The organism is Leifsonia soli, from assembly GCF_013408745.1.
Classification (GTDB): Bacteria; Actinomycetota; Actinomycetes; order Actinomycetales; family Microbacteriaceae; genus Leifsonia; species Leifsonia soli.
Genome location: NZ_JACCBJ010000001.1, coordinates 140,977 through 159,455 on the forward strand (window position 1 = coordinate 140,977; position 18,479 = coordinate 159,455).

The following is an 18,479-nucleotide window of genomic DNA, read 5'->3' on the forward strand; positions in this document are numbered from 1 at the left end:
CGCGGTTCTCACAGCCGGGCTTGGAGGGCCCGGTTCTTCTGCTCGACGCTCGCCTCGAGGTCGGCGGCGAAGCGCGCGAGGGCCCCGGCGAGGGTGTCGTCGGAGGTGGCGAGGATCTTGACGGCGAGGAGGCCGGCGTTGCGCGCGCCGCCGATGGAGACGGTGGCGACCGGCACCCCGGCGGGCATCTGGACGATCGAGAGCAGGGAGTCGAGGCCGTCGAGCCGGGCCAGGGGCACCGGGACGCCGACGACGGGGAGAGTGGTGACCGCCGCCAGCATGCCGGGCAGGTGGGCCGCCCCGCCGGCGCCGGCGATGATGACCCGGACGCCGCGGCCGGCGGCCTCCTTGCCGAACGCGATCATCTTCTCGGGCGTGCGGTGCGCGGAGACGACCTCGACCTCGTGGGCGACGTCGAACTCGGTGAGCAGGCGGGACGCCTCCTCCATGACCGTCCAGTCGGAGTCCGATCCCATGACGACGGAGACCAGCGGTGATGTGGATGCGGGCATAGCGAACATGCTAGGTGCCGCCTCCTGCGCGGCCGGGTAGCCACGCGGGCGGTGCGCCGGACAGGGGTGCGCGCATCCAGGTGACCCCTGAACAGGTCACAGGAACCGCCCAGGCCGGATGGGTACCGTCGCCCGCCTATGACGGGTACAGGTGTAACGGTGGCAGAGAGGACGAAACAGACGACGGGCGGCCGTTTGGCGGCGCTGGACGGTCTGCGCGGCATCGCCGCTGTGGTCGTCCTGCTCCATCACGCCATGTACACGAACCCGGATTTCCCGGGCGCACCCGGCACGGGGTCGGCTCCGACGGGCTCCGCGATGTGGTGGATCAGCTACACCCCGCTGAAGCTCGCGACGGCCGGGGTGGAGTCGGTCGTCGTCTTCTTCGTGCTCTCCGGACTCGTCGTCACGCTCCCGGTGATCCGCAAGCGCGGCTTCGACTGGGTCGCCTACTTCCCCCGGCGCGCCGTGCGGCTCCTGGTGCCGGTGATGGCATCCGTCGTGCTGGCCGCGGTCTGGGTGATGGCCATCCCGCAGGTGTCGACGCAGCCGAAGGGCACCTGGCTGAGCAACTCCTCCACGCCGAGCTTCAGCTGGGAGTACATCGTCAAGGCCTGGGACCTCCTCGGCGGAGACGGGCAGATCAACAATCCGCTGTGGTCGCTCCGCTGGGAGCTGCTGTTCTCGCTCGCCCTGCCGATCTTCGCGGTCGCGGCGCTCGCCGTGCGGAAGTGGTGGATGGGCGGCCTCGCCGCCGCGTGCGCACTCACCTACCTCGGTGTGCACGCCGACTCCGGTGCGCTGCAATACCTCCCGGCGTTCTTCGTCGGCGCCGTCATCGCGGTCCGCCTGGAGGCGGTGCGCAACGTCGCCGACCGCATCAACACCCACTGGTACCGGCACCCGCTCTGGGCAGGCCTGACGGTGGCCAGCCTCCTGCTGCTCATCGCACCGTGGCTGGTCGGACCGAACGTGGGCGAGATCCCCGAGCTGGAGCCTGCGCTGAAGGGTCTGGTGCCGCTCGCCGCCGCCGGTCTCGTGGTGGCCGCACTCGGCTGGAAGCCGTTGCGCGCCGTGCTCGACACGCGCCCCGTGCAGTTCACCGGGACGATCTCGTTCAGCCTGTACCTCGTCCACGTGCCGATCCTCATCTTCAGCACCTACCTGTTCGCGGACGAGCCCTGGTACGTGCCGCTGCTGTTCGGCATTCCCGTGGCCGTCCTGGTCGCGGTCGGCTTCACCTGGCTGATCGAGAAGCGGAGCCACGGCTGGTCGAAGGCCGTCGGGAACTGGGCATCCGAGCGCTACCGCACGTGGTTCGGTCGCGACGGCGAGGAGGAGTCGCGGAACTCCGGTGCACGGACCGACGATCGGACTCCGCAGGCGGCGGGTCAGAGGTCGGCGTGAAGCTGCCAGACGCGCTCGGCGGAGTCCCGCCAGCTGAACGCCCGTGCCCGGTCGGAGGCCAGCACGCCGAGGCGCGCCCTCAGCTCGGCATCTGACAGGACCCGGCCGATGGCCGCCGCGAGGCGCTCGGCATACGGCTCGTCGTCCTCACCCGGAGCCGGGCGCTCGACCACGACGCCAGCGCCCGCGGCGACCTCGACGAGGGCGGCGTCGTCCGAGTGGAGGACGGGCAGCCCGAACTTGAACGCTTCGACGATGGGCAGACCGAAACCCTCGGCGACGCTCGGGTAGACGAACAGGGTGGCCCGGTCGAGCGCGACGGCGAGGTCGCCGTCGTCGAGGCGGCCGAGCGGGCGCACGCGGTCTTCCGGCAGCCCGGCAGCGGCGGCGACACCGGTCGCCGAGCGCTCGCCGACGCGGTCGGGACCGGCGATCAGCAGCGGGATGCCCTGCGCCTCGGGGCGCGCGACGGCGCGGATCAGCGGGGCGATGCCCTTGCGCGGCTCCACCGTTCCGAGCGTGAACGCGTACCGCTCGGGAAGCCCGAGCCGCTCCGCGCGCTCGTCGGCGTCCGGAGGCAGCCGCAGGGCGGTCGCGGGCGCTCCGCCGATGACCCGGATTCGGTCGCCGAAATCGATGAGGTCGCCGAGCCGGTCCGCGACGGCGTGGGTCGGGACGACGATGGCGTCCGCGTGCTTCCTCGCCCGCTTCGCCATCGCCTTGGTCCACAGGGCTGCGGCGGATCCGAGGGCCTCGGGATGCGTCCAGGCCAGGGTGTCGTGGATCGTCACCGCGATCTGCTGCGGGGTGTCGAGCTGCCCGTGCTTGCGCAGCGGCGCGAGGAGGGTGGGGGCGTGCAGCATCCCCGGGTGCCCGCCGACCGCGAGCCCCGACTGCCAGGCCAGGGCGAGCTCCCGCCGCGCGAGGGGCAGGCGGGTGACCGCCGCGACGCCCGGCAGGCGGTCCCGGACCGCCTGCAGCTGCTCGTCGCCGATGTTCGACACGACGGCCTCGACGTCGCAGTCCCGCGGCGCCGTGGCGATGAGCTGACGGGTGAGCTCCTCCGTGTAGCGGCGCGCGCCACCGGGCTCGTCTCCGACGAGCTCGTCGACGATCACCCGGAGTGTGGTCATCCGGCGAAGAGTCCGTCCGCCGTCGCCGCCGCGAGGGCGTCCTGCCACGGCCGCATGGGGGAGAGACCTGCTCGCGCCCAGCCGTCATGGCCGAGCACGGAGTACGACGGGCGCGGTGCCGGCCGAACGAAGGTCGAGCTGTCGGTGGGCTTCACCCGCTCGGGATCGAGGCCGGCCTGCGCGAAGATCGCGCGGGCGAACCCGTACCAGCTGGTCTGGCCGGAGTTGGTGCCGTGGTACACCCCCGCCGGGGCGTCGCTGTCGAGCAGGGCGACGATCTGCGCGGCCAGGTCGCCCGTCCAGGTGGGCTGGCCGAACTGGTCGTCCACGACGCTCACGGTCTCGTGGCTGCCCGCGAGCTTCACCATGGTCTTCGCGAAGTTCGCCCCGCCTGCGCCGTAGAGCCACGCGGTCCGGACGACGAACGTGCCATCGGGATGCGCGGCCAGCGCCAGCTCCTCACCGGCGGCCTTGGTACGGCCGTAGGCGTTGATCGGGTCGCGGGGGGTGTCCTCCGCGTACGGCGCCGTCGCGTGCCCGTCGAAGACGTAGTCCGTCGAGACGGTGACGAATCGCGCTCCGCCGCGCCCAGCGGCGATCGCCAGGTTCTCGGTGCCCAGCGCGTTGATGGCGTAGGCGTCGTCCTCGTGCGTCTCCGCGTCGTCCACCTTCGTGTAGGCCGAGGCGTTGACGATCACGTCGTGACCGGCGGCCGCGGCGAGCACGGCGCCCCGGTCGGTGACGTCGAGGTCGGCACGCGAGAGCGCCGTGACCTCGCGGCCGGCCAGCGCCTTCTGCAGGTCCTGGCCCAGCATCCCGGCCGCACCGGCGATGAGGATGGACATCAGTTGTCGAGTGCCGCGCGGGCCTTCAGGGGCTCCCACCAGGCCCGGTTGTCGCGGTACCACTGGACGACGTCGGCGAGGCCCTGCTGGAACGGCACCAGAGGCTCGTAGCCGAGCTCGGAGCGGATCTTGGAGATGTCGACCGAGTAGCGCAGGTCGTGGCCGAGGCGGTCGGCGACGCGGTCGACGTACGACCAGTCCTTGCCGGTCGCGTCGAGCAGCAGCTGGGTCAGCTCCTTGTTGGTGAGCTCCGTTCCGCCGCCGATGTTGTAGATCTCGCCGGCGCGGCCGTTCACGAGCACCATCGCGATGCCGCGGGTGTGGTCGTCGACGTGCAGCCAGTCGCGGATGTTGTTGCCCTCGCCGTAGAGCGGGACGTGCTTGTCGTCGATCAGGTTCGTCACGAACAGCGGGATGACCTTCTCGGGGAAGTGGTACGGCCCGTAGTTGTTCGAGCAGCGCGTGATCGACAGGTTGAGCCCGTGCGTGCGGAAGTAGCTGCGCGCGAGAAGGTCGCTGCCGGCCTTCGACGCCGAGTACGGCGAGTTCGGCTCGAGCGGGCGGTCCTCCGCCCAGGAGCCCTCGGCGATCGAACCGTAGACCTCGTCGGTCGAGACGTGCACGAAGCGCTTCAGGTTGTTCCGCAGCGCCGCGTCGAGCAGCTGCTGGGTGCCGAGCACGTTGGTCTCGACGAAGATCGAGGCGTCGCGCACCGAACGGTCGACGTGCGACTCGGCCGCGAAGTGGACGACGGCATCCACCGTGGGGAAGAGCTCGTCGAGCAGCCCGCCGTCGCGGATGTCGCCCTTAACGAACGTGTAGCGCGGAGAGTCGGCGACCGGCGCCAGGTTGGCCAGGTTGCCGGAATAGGTCAGCGCGTCGAGCACGACGACCTCGGCGCCCTCGAGGCCGGGGTAGGCGTCCTGCAGCGTGCGGCGGACGAAGTTGGAGCCGATGAAACCGGCCCCGCCAGTGACGAGAATCTTCATAGGGAGTCCAGGCTCTTTTCTGTCGGGAAACCGCCTGAGAGTCTACAGGTCACAGATTGGTAGACTCCCGTGGTGCAGATCCGCGAGCTCTCGATCCCCGACACCTATGAGATCACCCCTCGGCAACACCAGGACGACCGGGGCCTGTTCTTCGAGTTCTACCGGTTCGACCGGCTCGAGGAGGTCGTCGGCCACTCGCTCGATCTCAAGCAGGCCAACACCTCGGTGTCGCGCAAGGGCTCCGTTCGCGGCATCCACTTCGCCGACATCCCGCCGAGCCAGGCCAAGTACGTGACGGCTCCGCACGGCGCCGTCCTCGACTTCGTGGTCGACATCCGGGTCGGCTCGCCGACGTTCGGCCAGTGGGACTCCGTCCTCCTCGACGACACGGACCGCCGGGCGATCTACGTCGCCGAGGGCGTCGGGCACTGCTTCGTGGCCTTGACCGACGGCGCGACCGTCAGCTACCTCGTGACCGACGTGTACAACCCGACGCGGGAGCACGGGATCAATCCCCTCGACGAGCAGATCGCCCTCGAGTTCCCCGTCCCGGCCGACGAGCTCCTGCTCTCGCCGAAGGACACGGATGCGCCGGGCCTCGCCGAGGCCGCCGAGAGCGGTCTGCTCCCCAGCTGGGACGCGGCGCGAGCCTTCTACGCGTCCCTCGACAACAAGTAAGGAATCGTTCCACACATGCGCGGAATCATCCTGGCCGGCGGATCCGGCACCCGGCTGTGGCCCATCACAAAGGGCATCTCGAAGCAGCTGATGCCGATCTACGACAAGCCGATGGTCTACTACCCGCTGTCCACGCTCATGATGGCAGGGATCAACGAGATCCTGATCATCACGACGCCGGAGTACAACGAGCAGTTCCGCGCCCTCTTCGGCGACGGCTCGCAGCTCGGCATCCGGATCGAGTACGCGGTGCAGCCCTCGCCCGACGGTCTCGCGCAGGCCTTCATCATCGGCGAGGAGTTCATCGGCGACGAGTCCGTGGCCCTCGTGCTCGGCGACAACATCTTCCACGGCACCGGCCTCGGCTCGGCGCTGCACAACCACACAGAGGTCGACGGAGCGGTGATCTTCGCGTACCAGGTGAGCGACCCGAAGGCGTACGGAGTCGTGGAGTTCGACGACGACTTCAAAGCGATCTCCATCGAGGAGAAGCCGGCGCAGCCGAAGAGCACGTATGCCGTTCCCGGCCTCTACTTCTACGACAATTCGGTCGTGGAGATCGCCAAGACGATCGAGCCGAGCGCGCGCGGCGAGCTGGAGATCTCGACTGTGAACGAGCGCTATCTGCAGGCGGGCAAGCTGCAGGTGCAGGTACTCGACCGCGGCACCGCGTGGCTCGACACCGGCACATTCGAGTCGATGATGCAGGCCTCGGAGTACGTGCGCGTGATCGAGGACCGCCAGGGTTTCAAGGTCGGCTGCATCGAGGAGATCGCCTGGCGCGCCGGTTGGATCGATGACGCGGCGCTCGCCGAGCTGGCGGCTCCGCTCGTCAAGAGCGGCTACGGCCGGTACCTGATGCGCCTCGTCGAGGGGTGAGCGCGCGGGGCTAGGGTCGCCGGGTCAGCAGCCAGGCGCGCGCCGCGAGGGCGGCGCGAAGCACGGCGCGCACCGGCGCGAGCAGCGGCCCGCGGTACTTGTTCGCGAGGAAGCGGTACGCGCTCGCGTGGTGCACGCGCACCATCCGGCGCGACTCCGCTTGCGTCGACAGGCCGCCAACGTGCACGACCGACGCGGCAGGCTCGTAGCGGTTGCGGAACCCGGCGCGGCCGACCCGGTAGCCGAGGTCGACATCCTCGAAGTACATGAAGTACCCCTCGTCGAACCCGCCGAGCTCCTCGAAGACCGACCGGCGCACGAGCAAGCACGCGCCGGACAGCCAGCCGACATCGCGAGCGCTCACCTGGTTCTCGGAGCGGTAGGCCTTCGTCCAGGGGTTGGCCGGCCAGACGCGGACGAACAGGGCGTGCCCGATGCCGGTGCGCAGCGACGGGATGCGGCGGGCGGACGGGTAGAGCGTCCCGTCCTCATTCAGGATGCGCGGTCCGACCGCGCCGATGGTGGGATCGGCGTCGAGCCGTTCGCGGAGTGTGTCGAGAGCGTCCTCGCCGACCAGGACGTCCGGATTGCAGATCAGCACCGCGTCGACCGAGGCAGAGAGAGAGGCCACGGCACGATTCACGGCACCGCCGTAGCCGAGGTTGTCAGAGAGCGGCAGCACCTGCGCTCCGTGTGCATCGGCTATTCGCTGGGTCTCGGCCGTGTCGCCCGACGCGTTGTCCGCGATCACGACCCGGACGCCGGCGCGGATCTCATTGTCGAGCGAGGACAGGAAGGAGTCGAGCTGCCCGCTGGAGTTGTAGCTGACGGTCACGACGGCCGTCGCCTCAACTGATCGGAGCACCATGACAGCGTACTTCATGACCCCTGAGCGATGCTCCCAAGCGGGTATGGGAAGATTACGGACGGCAGCGACCAGTAGCAGTGATGTAGGGCGAAACTCAGGAAGACGAACGACGTGGCATCTGTAGGCAAACTCTTCACACGCGCGGTCGAGCGGGGGCCCCGTGTCATCGTCCGAAAGGCCCGGACCGGCTCGCTGATGCTCAAGAACCACGGTCTTCGGGCGACTCTCGGCTACCTCCGCGGCAAGGTCAATGCGGTCACCGGCAGCCAGAAGCCTCGCCTGCTCGTCGACCTCCGCGATGCCGCGGCCGTCGACTGGACCGAGCTGCCCGGCCGTATCACCGATCCCGTCACCGTCGTCGATCGCCCTTCGCGAATCGCGTGGATCATGTCTCCCCCGGGCAAGGAGAGCGGCGGACACCAGAATCTCTTCCGCTTCATCAAGTTCGCGGAGGAGGCGGGTCACCGCTGCGATGTTTACCTGTACCACGCGGGAGAAGTCGCGGTCGATCTCCAGGTCGTCCGCGGGATGCTGGAGTCCTCCGAGGCGTACCCGCATCTCGAGGGTGAGATCCGGGTCTGGGACCGGACCACCGGCGTGGCCGACGGCACCGACGCGATCTTCGCCACCGGCTGGGAGACGGCGTACCCTGCCTTTCTCGACCCGGGCAACGCCCGCCGGTTCTACTTCGTACAGGATTACGAGCCTCTCTTCTACCCGCTGGGCTCCGAAGCTCTCCTCGCCGAGAACACCTATCGCTTCGGTTTCCACGGGATCACCGCGGGCGGCTGGCTGGCCCACAAGCTCAGCAGCGAGTTCGGCATGAAGGCCGACTCCTTTGACTTCTCCGTGGACCGCAGCCTGTACCGGTTCGAGAACACCGATCGGCGCAACGAGATCTTCTTCTATGCCCGCCCGGTGACCCCGCGCCGTGCGTTCGAGTTCGGTCTGGTCGCCCTAGAGGACTTCGCCCGGATGCGCCCGGACGTGACGATCAACCTAGCCGGCTGGGACGTCTCCAACTGGGAGATCCCGTTCGATTACACCAACCTCTCGAGCCTGCAGCTGAGCGAGCTCAACGCGGTGTACAACCGTTGCGCGGCCGGTCTCGTCCTTTCGTTGTCCAACATGTCGCTGCTTCCGCTCGAACTGCTCGCGAGCGGTGTGGTGCCGGTCGTCAACGACGGACCCAACAACCGGATGGTGTCCGACAACCCCTTCATCGAGTACGTCCCCGCATCTCCCGTCGCGATCGCCCGCAAGCTCGCCGAGGTGATCGACCGTCCGGATGCGCCGGAACACGCCCGCCGCATCTCCCAGTCGGTGGCCGGTACCACGTGGGCAGACTCCGGGAAGACGTTCGTGACCGCGTTCGAGAGGGCGATGCGTGGATAGGGCAGCTGTCATCGGGGCCAACGGGTTCCTCGGCTCCCACCTCGTCGACGCGCTCGCGCGCGAGGGCTTCGACGTGACCGCGTTCGATCGCTTCTCGGCGCGGCCATCGTTCCAGGCGGTCGCCCGCACGGTGACGGGGGACTTCCTCAGCCGTTCGGATCTGGAGGAGGCGGTGACCGGGCAGCGCTACGTCTTCCACTTCCTCTCCACGACGACTCCCGCAACCGCTGCCGGCGATCCCACGCTCGACATCCGCACGAACGTCGCACAGACGGTGGAACTGCTGGAGAGCTGCGTGAACGCAGGTGTCGAGCGCGTCTTCTACGCGTCGACCGGCGGTGCGATCTACGGCGATCAGGGCAAGCCGGAGTACTCCGAGGCCGACCGTGCCCTTCCCGTTTCGCCCTACGGCATCGGCAAGCTCACCATCGAGCACTACCTGGAGTACTTCCGCCTGTCCCACGGGCTCGACTACACCATCCTGCGCATCTCGAACCCCTATGGGACCAGGCAGCACGCGAACCGCAAGCAGGGGATCATCCCGATCGCGCTGCGTCGTATCGCCAACGGTGAGCCGGTGGTCCAGCTCGGCGACGGGAGCATGGTCCGCGACTACATCTACGTCGAAGACCTGGTACGGATGATCCTCCCGTTGATCGGCAGGCCCTCCCGTCATCGGCTCTACAACATGGGCAGCGGGCACGGCTCGACGGTCAGCGAGATCCTGTCCACCCTCCGCGAGGTCACCGGTGTGGACTTTGCTGTGGAGGTGCGCCCCAGCCCGCCGACCTTCGTTCAGCGGGTCGTGCTCGACACTGCAAGGTACAACGACGAGTTCGGTCCGCTGGAGCGCCCTCTGGGGTTGCACGCAGGGATCGCGCGCACCTATGAAGAGATCAGGAGCCAGCGTGTCTGACGCCGAGCCCGTGGACGTGACGATCGCCATCCTCACCTACAACGGCGAGGAGTACCTCGCCCGCATCCTCGAGATGATCCGGCGCCAGGACTACCCCGGGTCGGTGGAGGTGCTGGTCATCGACTCGGGGTCAACGGACCGGACGCTGAGCATCGTCCGCTCGTTCCCAGAGGTGCGGCTCCATGAGATCCCGAATTCGGAGTTCGGTCACGGCCGCACCCGGAATCTGGCTGCGCAGCTGGCCACGGGCCGCTTCGTCGCCTACCTGACGCACGACGCGATCCCCGCCTCCGAGTCATGGTTGCGCGAATTGCTCGCACCGTTCGAGCTCGATGAGAAGATCGTCGGCGTGATGGGAAAGCAGATCCCCCGTCCCGGCTGCTTCCCCTTGCTGAAGTACGAGATCAAGGGTGTGTTCGCCGGGTTCGGACCCGACTTCGGCACTTCGGTTTTCTACAAGGACGACTTCGTGCGCGACGAGGGCGTGATGGGCGCGATCAGCTTCTATTCCGATGTCAACTCGGCAGCCCGTCGCGACTTTTTGCGGGACGTCGTTCCGTACCGGGACGTGCGCTACGCCGAGGACCAGCTCTTCGGGCGCGACCTTCTCGAAGCGGGCTACCGCAAGGCGTACGCCGGCCGCGCGGCGGTCGAGCACTCAAACGACCTCACCCGAGCCGAGTACAAGCGCAGGGTCTTCGACGAGACCGTGGGGCTCCGGCAGATCGGGTTCCCGATCCCGCCCATGACGAAGTCCGCTCAGCTGCGGCTCACGGCGCGGGGGATCGTGGGGGACACGCTGCGGATCCTTCGGGACCCGGACTTCTCGTGGCGCCGCAAGCTCTACTGGCTGGCGCTCAACCCGCCCTATCAGGTCGTGAAGTGGCAGAGCTACCGCGACTCCACCCTCATCGATGTGAACGACGAGAAGGCCGTTCGCGCCGGCTCTCTGGAGCATTCCCGCAAGACCTCGGCGTAGGCAGGTCAGCGGAGGGCGCGCGCCACCTCTGCGGCGATGCGCTGGCGGCTCGTGCGTTCACGGACCCCGCGCATCGTCTCGAGGCCCGACTGCCATGCTGGCGAGCCGAAGTCGTCGCGCAGCCGCTCAAGTTCGGCGACGATGGCCGCATCGTCCGGCTCGCCCGCGATGAGATACGGGTAGTCGTCGCCCAGCCAGTGCAGCGCCTCCACCTGGCCGCGCTGAATCAGGATGTTGCACCCCGCATGCGCGGCCGTGAACCCTTTGAGGAACGGCTTGTGCAGGTCGGCTGCCCGGAAGCGGCGAACAGCGTAGTGGAGGTTGAACTCGGGCACGCGGGCAAGCCAGGCGGGGTCCTGACGAGACGTGTCGACCAGCACCGGGGTGACGATCTCCTCGATTGCCGGCGAGAGAACAGCGTTGACGAGCTCTCCGAAATACCCGGCGCGCAGCCGATCGGCCGGCCGGTCGCCGGCCGCGGCCGCATCCAGGCGAGGATCGACGTGGTGGTTCACCAGCAGCACCTCGATGCCCGGGTGGTCGCGTTGGAGATCGAGGAACGCGGTGATCGAAGCGGCCACCAGAGCGTCGGCGAATCCTGTCGTCGGTGGCGGAGCTTCATCCACCACGTCGAACAGCATCCGGTTGCCCGCGTCCCTCAGCGCCTGGAGACGTTCCGCTGTCGCGACCTTCAGGGCGCCCTTGGTCAGGAACAGGGTCGCATTGCGGAAGTCGTCGGTCAACGGCCGGTAGGACACCTCGGCGGTGCGACCGAGCGCGTCGGACGCCAGCAGGGAGAGCTGCTCCCCTCGCATCACGGTCGAACCTGCTCCTGCAAATTCCTCGGCGTACACGAAATGGATCCGGCGCACGCGTGTGAACATGGCGTCGAGTCTAGCCCGGTAGAGTTGTTGGGATTTCTCTGCCGGCCGACAAGGACGTCCTCCCGGCACCCACCCGAAGAAAGAGGCCCCATGACACCGCGCCGCGCGGTCTATACCGCCCTGCTGGGCGACTACGAAGAAATCAGCGAGCAACCGGTCGCCGCGCAGACCGACATCCCGTTCATCTGCTTCACCGACCGCGATGATCTCGTCAGCGAAACGTGGACCATCGTCAAGGTCGACATCCCGTTCCGCTTCGACCTCGTGCGCAGCCAGCGGCACTACAAGATCCAGGGACATCCGATGTTGGAGGAGTTCGACGAGACTCTGTACATCGACAACTCGGTGCTGTTGGAGGCGACGCCGGACACGATCCTCGACGAGTGGCTGAGCGATGCTGACTTCGCAGCACTGCAGCACAGCTGGCGCGACCGTGTCATCGATGAGTTCGATGAGATCGTCCGGCTCAACTACGACGACGCCGGACGGGTCAACGAGCAGCTGCTCCACTATGCGGAGGCCTACCCGGACGTCTTGCTCGAGCATCCGTTCTGGAACGGAATGCTCGCGCGGCGCCGGACGCCCGAGGTCGCCGAGACCATGCGGATCTGGTTCGAGCACGTGCTGCGGTACTCGCGCCGCGACCAGCTGTCGGCGAACGTGGCGTTCTCGATCGGTCCCGTGGCGGTGAAGCCAATCGCGCAGGACAACAACGTGTCGACCTGGCACCGCTGGCCGGTCGACGTGAAGCGACGGGCCGCGATGAGCACGGTCACTGGCCGACGCACGGGACCGCTGCTGGCCGAGGTCGCGCGTCTGGAGCGCGAGGTCGCCGCCCAGGTGTCGCGGGCCGACGAGCGAGAGCGGGAGACGGAGGACGCGACTCGCCGCGCAGCGGAGGCGGAGCAGTTCCGTGCTCAGGCGGAGGAGCGCATGACGCAGGCAGAGGCGCGCGCAGCCGAGGCAGAACGGCGTCTCGCGAGCATGGCGGCCAGCTTCTCATGGCGGCTGTCCAGACCGATCCGGATCGTCGGAATGGGCGTGCGCCGCATCAAGTCTGGAGGGCGGACCGATTAGGGTTCTCGTCACCGGCGCGGCCGGTTTCATCGGAAGCAACCTCGTCGAGGGCCTGCTGCAGCGCGGCGACGAGATCGTCGGGCTCGACGCGCTCACCGACTACTACGACCCCGCGATCAAACGCGCCAATGTCGAGCGCCTCTCGTCACCTCGTTACCGCTTCATCGAGGGCGATGTCGCCGATCTGGATGGAGAGACGCTCGCCGGTTACGAAGTTGGAGCTGTTCTCCACCTGGCCGGCCAGCCGGGAGTCCGCGGCTCCTGGGGTGAGCAGTTCGGGGCATACACACACGCAAACGTGCTCTCGACGCAGCGTCTGCTGGAGGCCGTCAAGGCCGTTCCCGGCGTCCGTCTGATCTACGCGTCCTCCTCCTCTGTCTATGGGCAGGCGGAGACGTACCCGACGACCGAGGAGACCCTGCCCGCTCCCTACAGCCCGTACGGTGTGACGAAGCTGGCCGGGGAGCATCTGGTGGGGCTCTACCGGGCGAACGACGGTCTCGACACCGTCGCATTCCGGTTCTTCACCGTGTACGGACCGGGCCAGCGGCCGGATATGGCCTTCACGCGCTTCCTCAGGGCGGCGCGCGACGGCGAGAGCATCCGGGTCTTCGGAAACGGTGAGCAGATCCGAGATTTCACGTACGTCGGCGACATCACCTCCGCGCTGATCGCTGCTCTCGACGCCGATCAGCCGCTTCCGCCCGTCATGAACCTCTCCGGTGGCTCGAGCGTCTCGGTGAACGAGGTCCTCGACGTCGTCCGCTCCGTCACCGGACTCGATGTCGCGGTGAGGTACGAGCCGCACGTCCGTGGCGACGTGTTCCGCACGGGCGGCTCCAGCGAGAAGGCGCAGACCGCGCTCGGTTGGCATCCTCGGACGACTTTGGAGAGCGGACTCGAGCGCCAGTGGGGCTGGGTCCGCGGGCTGGGTGCCTGACGCTCAGGAGTCAAGCGACTGTGACTCTTGTCGCGCCGGGAGACTTCGGGGTCTCGGCCGGACTTCAGGCTTCGCGAGCCGGCTCGTCGACGGCGACCCGGACATCCAGCCGGACCAGGCCGGAGCCGTGCTGCGGCTGGTCCACCTCGAAGGTCGCGGCCGGGTTGAGCCGGTCGAGTGACCGTCCTGCCTTCTCTTCCAGGCTGCCGCGGACGATGTAGTTGCCCGAGCCCAGCGTGTGGTTGGGGAACGAGAAGTCGACCGAATGGTCGCCCGGCGTGGTCGGCAGGTCGATGTCGAGCATCTTCGTGTTGACTCCGTATACCGGCTGGCCGGTCGAGGTCTCGATGGCGATGCCGGCGACGAGCGGGTTCTGCGGAGCCGAGAGCGTGTAACGGTACCGCAGGGTGAGATCGCTCGCGGCTCGCACGATGATGCGCTCCTGGTCGAACTCCGCCGAGGCGACGTCGATGCCGGCGATCCTGGCCTCTGGCTCGACGAGCTCGCCGCCGTGGACGCGCTCGTGCTCGAGCCGCTCCTGCTCGAAACCGAAGCGGAGCACTCGGAGTCCGTCGGCGGGATCGCCGTCGAAAAGCATGTTGCCGTGGTTCAACACGACCACGCGGTCGCAGAGGCGGCCGACCTGCTCGGCTGAGTGGCTGACGAGAACGATCGTGCGGCCCTCGCGCTGGAACTCCTCGATCTTGTCCATGCACTTGCGCTGGAACGGCTCGTCGCCGACGGCGAGAACCTCGTCGACCAGGAGCAGGTCGGGGTCGACGTGCACGGCGACGGCGAAGGCGAGCCGCACATACATGCCGGAGCTGTAGAACTTGACCTGCGTGTCAATGAACGACTCGATGCCGGAGAAGTCGACGATCGCGTCGAAGTACCGGTCGGTCTCCTTGCGGGTGAGGCCGAGGATCGCCGCGTTCAGGTAGACGTTCTCGCGCCCGGTCAGATCGGGGTGGAAACCGGCGCCGAGTTCCAGCAGGGCGGCCATGCGGCCACGTCGCGTGACCGAGCCGGTGGTCGGCTGGATGATGCCGCCGACGACCTTGAGCAGTGTGCTCTTGCCGGAACCGTTGTGGCCGACGAGGCCCACCGTGCTTCCGACCGGAATGTCGAGGTCGATGTCGCGCAGAGCCCAGAAGTCGTCCTTGTGACGACGTGAGGCGCTGAAGTTGACCAGACGCTCCTTGAGCGACTTGTCCTTGTGGAGGACGAATCGCTTGGAGACACCGCTGGCGCTGACGAGGGAGGGCATGGACATGTTCTCAGAGCTCCTGTGCGAAGTTGCCCTGCAGGCGGGAGAAGACCCGCTGCGACAGCCAGAGCAGGACGATGCTCACGACAAGGGTGATGAGGAGGCGGATGCCGAGGTTGGGCGGCCAGGTCTGGGCGAGCGCGCCCGTGCTGGTGGACCCGGCCGTCCACAGCGCCTTCTGCATCGCGATGACGGCGATGGTGACAGGGTTCGCCAGGTAGATCTGCTCGAGCCAGTTGCCGTGCAGCAGCTTGTTCACGTACGTGAATGAATAGACGATCGGCGATGCCCAGAAGAGGATGAGGATCGCGATCTCCACCAGGTGCTGGGTGTCGCGGAGATAGACGTTCACCGCCGAGAGGAACAGGCCGATCGCGGTCGCGAAGACCACGAGCGTCACCACGGCGAGCGGTGCGAGTAGCAGGTTCAGGTTCCAGGCGAACGGGACGGAGGCGAGCAGCGCGATCGCGATGACCAGCACGACGAGCTGGACGAGGAAGTTGAACATCGCGCCGCCGATGGCGCTCAGCGGGAAGATCTCGCGAGGCAGATACACCTTCTTGACCAGCCCTGCGTTCGCCAGGATGGCCGTCGTGCTTCCGGTGACAATCTCGGCGAAAAGGCCCCACATGGTCAAGCCGATGAACACGAAGATCGCGAAGTCGGGGGTGGCGCGGGCGGCGCCGAGGACCTGGCCGATCGCGAAGTAGTAGATAAGCAGCTGCGCGAGCGGGCGGAAGAGGCTCCACACGATGCCGAGGGAACTGTCCTTGTAGCGGGCCTTGAGCTCGCGCCGGACAAGCAGTCCGAGCAGCTCGCGGTGGGCCCACACATCGGCGAGCGAACGGCGCGTGCCTCGGACGAAGCCGGACTTCTGTCCGACGTGCTCCATCGGGAGCGTCTCGATCACCGCTGCGCGCGTGTCCGCATCCACAGGTGTAGTCATTTGGTCTACCTCGAATGGGATCTGGGGTGCGACGGGACACCCCGAGCACGGAGAAGAGTCTAACGCCGAGCGACCCGGGAGTTTGCCGAGGATGGGGGTGTGGCTACGCCGCCGCCCCCGTCGGGAAGGCGGCGCCGAACGACGCCGCGACGTCCAGGTAGGTCTGTCCTCCGGCCAGCTGGGCGAATCGTGCCATCGACGAGACGGGATGCTTCTTCCCGTCCCCGTTGAGGTAGTAGATCGAGCCGTCAGGTGTGCGGATGAACGCCGTTGCGTCTATCCCCTTCTTCACCAGACCGCAGGTGAACTGGTCGAGTTGTACCGTCGTGAAGGGGTAGAGCGGGGCAGTGGTCGCGCTCAGCGCATGGATGGAGCCCCCGGCGCTCACGTATTTCGTGGTCCCGCACTGCACTCCGAAGTTGAGGAGCGTAGACGAGGTGGGGTAGGCGGCAAGGCGGTCGTCCGACGTGAAGGTGAACGACGTGAAGCCGGCCTCGGTCGCGGGGTCGAAGGTCGAGAACGGGATCTTGTTGGTGACTCCGTTGACCAGATACACGGTGGCGCTGCTCACATTGCGCACGAGCGTGCCCGATTCGAGCGCCACGGGCCCGACGGGCAGGGACGCGATCACCGACTGGGGAACGGTCGTGATGGTAGGCGTCTTGCCCGCCGACAGTGCGAGCAGTGCGTTCCACGAGCTGATCGGGCGGATGTCGTTGGGCATCACGAGGTAGACGGTGCCCCCCGACGCGGACATGATCGCGGTGCCTGCCTGGATGGGCGCGGCCGTCGGGTACAGGCCGAGGATCGCGGCCGGCACCGTCAGGGTCGCGAACGACGCGCCGCCCACCCCTGCGGGCCAGGTATGGATGCCGTCGCCGGCCACGACGCTGATCGAGCCGTCCTGGGCGGATTTGAATGCGCCGGTGAAGGGAGCCCCCGCCGGCAGAAGCGCGATGCTCTGCGAGCTGAGGCTGCCTGCCGCCTTCGAGGTCACCGCCAGCGTCGCCGCGCTCGGGTCGATCGGAGAGGCCTTGCCTCCGGTCAGGATGACGCCGCCGCTTCCGCCCCGTAGGGACACGACCGCGTCGTTGCGGACGACGGGCTGCCCGAACGGGAGATAGCCGACAGCCCCGGCGGACAGACTGTTGACCCCCGCGTTGATACCCGCTTGCGACAGCGAGGTCGAGTCCAGCACCTCGTGCTTCGAGCCGCCTGCGATCTGATAGAGCGGTCCGCCCGCCGAGGTGATGAGCGGGGTGGCGTACGGCCCCGTGACGAAACGAGCCGCCTGCTGCGCGTTCAACTGGACGTATCCCGTGGAGTCGCAGGATCCGCCGTAGTCGGAGACCAGTGAACACGAAGTGATGGGCAGCTTGATCCCTGAGTCGAAGAAGTAGATCGACCCGTCCGGCCCGCGGATGATGCGAGACGCGGCCTGGGCTGTCCTGAACTGATCGAGGTAACTCTGCCCGACGTAGGCGACCGAACCGAGCGGTGAGAGCGCCTGGAGCATGTCCTGATTCGTTACGGGGTACTTGGTGCTGCCAGAGACCAGGTAGACCGACGGATTGGCCACCGTGCGTATCAGGCTCGAACTGAGACCGAAGGTCTGCAGCTCGAGGGCGCTTCCGTTGAAGACATCCTGGTCGCCGGGGAACACACCGGTACTGCCGTACTGCCACAGTGTGTAAGTGGACCACCCCGCGGGGAGGGTCCCCGCGCCATCGGAGAGGTTGCTGGGGTACCGGGCGATGAAGAGCGGGCTCGCAGAGAAAGCCGAGCTGTTCCCCGTGCAGGTAATCCACCAGTTCGTCGTGGAGTAGATGGCAGGAAGGCGACCCGTGCGCAGCCGGACGGTGTTGGAGAAGTCCGCGATCCAGTTCACCATCGCCGCCTGGCTCAGCCCGTAACACGTCGGTCCGTAGGGGTTGTACTCGATGTCGAGCAGGGGAGGCATGGTCCGACCGTCGGACGTGCCCTGGCCGCCGTGGTCCAGGAACCAGTTGGCCTGGGCTGCGCCGGTCGACGTGTTCGGCGTCGCGAAGTGGTAAGCCCCGTGGAGCAACCCGGCGTTGTAGGAGCCGGCGTACTGGGAGGCGAACTGGCTGCTGACGTAGTCCGTGTCCTCCGTCGCTTTGACGTAGGCGAACTTCGCCCCCTGGGACGCGATCCGCGACCAGTCGGCCGTGCTGAGAACCTGCCAGCCGCTCACGTCGAGGCCGTCGATGCCGGGAGGTCCGCCGATCACCGAAAGCGTCTGGGTCTGCTTCTTCGATCGAGGAAAATCGGGGTCGAACGTCTCGAGCGTGGATCCCATGCTGTGGTTCCGCGCGGCGTTCTGCGTCGCCAGCGACGGGTCGGGTGCGATCACCTGGCTGCCAGGGCCGGTGGACTCCGTGACGGGGTCGGTGATGCCGGTCACCGTGTCCGGAGAGGGGGACCCCGTGACCGTACTCGGCGTGGCAGGTGTCGTGCCGGTCTGCATGGCTGTGATGCCGATGGTCAGGGCAGCGATCACCGCGATTCCTGCCGTCCCTGCCATGAGCGTCCGCGAGCTGGAGCGCATGGGGACTCCGTTCCGTTTGTCGGTATGCCAGGCAGACTAGTACACGCGTTCCACCCCTCCCTGTCGCCGCGCAGGTCAGACCTTCGTTTGGCGGACATCCGTCGTCGGGCGCCCCCCTCATTGGGGACTTCATCGCGTTCATCCACGCCTCGATCGATTGACGCCGAGGGTACGCTGGGAGAGCCGCCGGCTGCG

17 protein-coding genes are annotated in these 18,479 nt (G+C 67.6%); 8 read left to right on the forward strand and 9 right to left on the reverse strand.

What is annotated here, in order from left to right:
• Positions 1-8 precede the first annotated feature (8 nt).
• Positions 9-512 (reverse strand): 5-(carboxyamino)imidazole ribonucleotide mutase, encoded by a 504-nt coding sequence (gene purE, locus BJ963_RS00655; protein ID WP_089913319.1) that lies wholly within the window; start codon positions 510-512, stop codon positions 9-11.
• Between the two features lie 159 nt (positions 513-671).
• On the opposite strand from purE, the gene BJ963_RS00660 reads away from it, so the two are divergent.
• The gene (locus BJ963_RS00660) at positions 672-1,919 is read left to right on the forward strand and encodes an acyltransferase family protein (protein WP_343037199.1); all 1,248 of its coding nucleotides are present in this window, start codon (positions 672-674) and stop codon (positions 1,917-1,919) included.
• Here BJ963_RS00660 and BJ963_RS00665 read toward each other — a convergent pair.
• From BJ963_RS00665 to rfbB, 3 genes are read right to left on the reverse strand one after another with little or no spacing between them, the layout of a single operon-like run.
• Positions 1,904-3,052, reverse strand: a complete 1,149-nt coding sequence (locus BJ963_RS00665; RefSeq protein ID WP_179453875.1) for a glycosyltransferase family 4 protein — start codon at positions 3,050-3,052, stop codon at positions 1,904-1,906. The two genes, BJ963_RS00660 and BJ963_RS00665, sit on opposite strands and share 16 nt — an antisense overlap.
• Positions 3,049-3,897 carry a dTDP-4-dehydrorhamnose reductase gene (rfbD, locus tag BJ963_RS00670; protein ID WP_179453876.1) on the reverse strand — a complete coding sequence of 283 codons (849 nt, stop codon included), beginning with the start codon at positions 3,895-3,897 and terminating at the stop codon, positions 3,049-3,051. Before rfbD ends, BJ963_RS00665 begins: the two co-directional genes overlap by 4 nt.
• Complete coding sequence (rfbB, locus tag BJ963_RS00675) at positions 3,897-4,886, reverse strand: dTDP-glucose 4,6-dehydratase (RefSeq protein WP_089913306.1); 990 nt, start codon at positions 4,884-4,886, stop codon at positions 3,897-3,899. The genes rfbD and rfbB overlap by 1 nt, the downstream gene beginning before the upstream one ends.
• A gap of 72 nt (positions 4,887-4,958) precedes the next feature.
• Here rfbB and BJ963_RS00680 point away from each other — a divergent pair, with 72 nt between their 5' ends.
• Both BJ963_RS00680 and rfbA read left to right on the forward strand, forming a co-directional pair.
• Positions 4,959-5,564, forward strand: a complete 606-nt coding sequence (locus BJ963_RS00680; protein ID WP_179453878.1) for a dTDP-4-dehydrorhamnose 3,5-epimerase family protein — start codon at positions 4,959-4,961, stop codon at positions 5,562-5,564.
• A gap of 15 nt (positions 5,565-5,579) precedes the next feature.
• The gene (gene rfbA / locus BJ963_RS00685) at positions 5,580-6,443 is read left to right on the forward strand and encodes a glucose-1-phosphate thymidylyltransferase RfbA (RefSeq protein WP_089913303.1); all 864 of its coding nucleotides are present in this window, start codon (positions 5,580-5,582) and stop codon (positions 6,441-6,443) included.
• 10 nt (positions 6,444-6,453) lie between these two features.
• Here rfbA and BJ963_RS00690 read toward each other — a convergent pair whose 3' ends face one another.
• On the reverse strand, positions 6,454-7,326 hold the full coding sequence (locus BJ963_RS00690; RefSeq protein WP_246297966.1) for a glycosyltransferase family 2 protein: 873 nt from the start codon (positions 7,324-7,326) through the stop codon (positions 6,454-6,456).
• Positions 7,327-7,506: 180 nt separating this feature from the next.
• Here BJ963_RS00690 and BJ963_RS00695 point away from each other — a divergent pair, with 180 nt between their 5' ends.
• Genes BJ963_RS00695 through BJ963_RS00705 form a run of 3 tightly spaced genes read left to right on the forward strand, consistent with a single transcriptional unit; the run spans position 7,507 to position 10,601 of the window.
• A complete protein-coding gene (locus tag BJ963_RS00695) occupies positions 7,507-8,706 on the forward strand; it encodes a rhamnosyltransferase WsaF family glycosyltransferase (RefSeq protein WP_179453880.1) in 1,200 nt (399 codons plus the stop codon).
• Positions 8,699-9,622, forward strand: coding sequence for an NAD-dependent epimerase/dehydratase family protein (locus BJ963_RS00700; protein WP_179453882.1), 924 nt, complete (start codon positions 8,699-8,701; stop codon positions 9,620-9,622). Before BJ963_RS00695 ends, BJ963_RS00700 begins: the two co-directional genes overlap by 8 nt.
• A complete protein-coding gene (locus BJ963_RS00705; protein ID WP_343037200.1) occupies positions 9,615-10,601 on the forward strand; it encodes a glycosyltransferase family 2 protein in 987 nt (328 codons plus the stop codon). Before BJ963_RS00700 ends, BJ963_RS00705 begins: the two co-directional genes overlap by 8 nt.
• A 5-nt stretch (positions 10,602-10,606) precedes the next feature.
• On the opposite strand, the gene BJ963_RS00710 is transcribed toward BJ963_RS00705, so the two are convergent.
• The gene (locus tag BJ963_RS00710) at positions 10,607-11,344 is read right to left on the reverse strand and encodes a hypothetical protein (RefSeq protein ID WP_179453884.1); all 738 of its coding nucleotides are present in this window, start codon (positions 11,342-11,344) and stop codon (positions 10,607-10,609) included.
• Between the two features lie 114 nt (positions 11,345-11,458).
• On the opposite strand from BJ963_RS00710, the gene BJ963_RS00715 reads away from it, so the two are divergent.
• Both BJ963_RS00715 and BJ963_RS00720 read left to right on the forward strand, forming a co-directional pair.
• On the forward strand, positions 11,459-12,562 hold the full coding sequence (locus tag BJ963_RS00715) for a glycosyltransferase domain-containing protein (protein WP_179453886.1): 1,104 nt from the start codon (positions 11,459-11,461) through the stop codon (positions 12,560-12,562).
• On the forward strand, positions 12,558-13,502 hold the full coding sequence (locus BJ963_RS00720; protein WP_179457984.1) for an NAD-dependent epimerase/dehydratase family protein: 945 nt from the start codon (positions 12,558-12,560) through the stop codon (positions 13,500-13,502). Before BJ963_RS00715 ends, BJ963_RS00720 begins: the two co-directional genes overlap by 5 nt.
• A 64-nt stretch (positions 13,503-13,566) precedes the next feature.
• Here BJ963_RS00720 and BJ963_RS00725 read toward each other — a convergent pair whose 3' ends face one another.
• The 3 genes from BJ963_RS00725 to BJ963_RS19015 form a co-directional block, all read right to left on the reverse strand.
• A complete protein-coding gene (locus tag BJ963_RS00725) occupies positions 13,567-14,769 on the reverse strand; it encodes an ABC transporter ATP-binding protein (RefSeq protein WP_179457985.1) in 1,203 nt (400 codons plus the stop codon).
• Positions 14,770-14,779: 10 nt separating this feature from the next.
• Entirely contained in the window at positions 14,780-15,715 is a 936-nt protein-coding gene (locus BJ963_RS00730) for an ABC transporter permease (RefSeq protein ID WP_179453888.1), read from the reverse strand.
• Positions 15,716-15,818: 103 nt separating this feature from the next.
• Positions 15,819-18,284: a lysozyme gene (locus BJ963_RS19015; RefSeq protein WP_246297967.1), complete on the reverse strand. Its 2,466-nt coding sequence runs from the start codon at positions 18,282-18,284 to the stop codon at positions 15,819-15,821.
• Positions 18,285-18,479 lie beyond the last annotated feature (195 nt).

Excerpts from the sequence above, each read along its gene's own strand:
- purE (WP_089913319.1), bottom strand. The coding sequence starts at position 512 with ATGCCCGCATCCACATCACCGCTGGTCTCCGTCGTCATGGGATCGGAC.
- BJ963_RS00665 (WP_179453875.1), bottom strand. The coding sequence starts at position 3,052 with ATGACCACACTCCGGGTGATCGTCGACGAGCTCGTCGGAGACGAGCCC.
- rfbD (WP_179453876.1), bottom strand. The coding sequence starts at position 3,897 with ATGTCCATCCTCATCGCCGGTGCGGCCGGGATGCTGGGCCAGGACCTG.
- rfbB (WP_089913306.1), bottom strand. The coding sequence starts at position 4,886 with ATGAAGATTCTCGTCACTGGCGGGGCCGGTTTCATCGGCTCCAACTTC.
- rfbA (WP_089913303.1), top strand. The coding sequence starts at position 5,580 with ATGCGCGGAATCATCCTGGCCGGCGGATCCGGCACCCGGCTGTGGCCC.
- BJ963_RS00690 (WP_246297966.1), bottom strand. The coding sequence starts at position 7,326 with ATGAAGTACGCTGTCATGGTGCTCCGATCAGTTGAGGCGACGGCCGTC.
- BJ963_RS00695 (WP_179453880.1), top strand. The coding sequence starts at position 7,507 with ATGCTCAAGAACCACGGTCTTCGGGCGACTCTCGGCTACCTCCGCGGC.
- BJ963_RS00715 (WP_179453886.1), top strand. The coding sequence starts at position 11,459 with ATGGATCCGGCGCACGCGTGTGAACATGGCGTCGAGTCTAGCCCGGTA.
- BJ963_RS00725 (WP_179457985.1), bottom strand. The coding sequence starts at position 14,769 with ATGCCCTCCCTCGTCAGCGCCAGCGGTGTCTCCAAGCGATTCGTCCTC.
- BJ963_RS00730 (WP_179453888.1), bottom strand. The coding sequence starts at position 15,715 with ATGACTACACCTGTGGATGCGGACACGCGCGCAGCGGTGATCGAGACG.
- BJ963_RS19015 (WP_246297967.1), bottom strand. The coding sequence starts at position 18,284 with ATGCGCTCCAGCTCGCGGACGCTCATGGCAGGGACGGCAGGAATCGCG.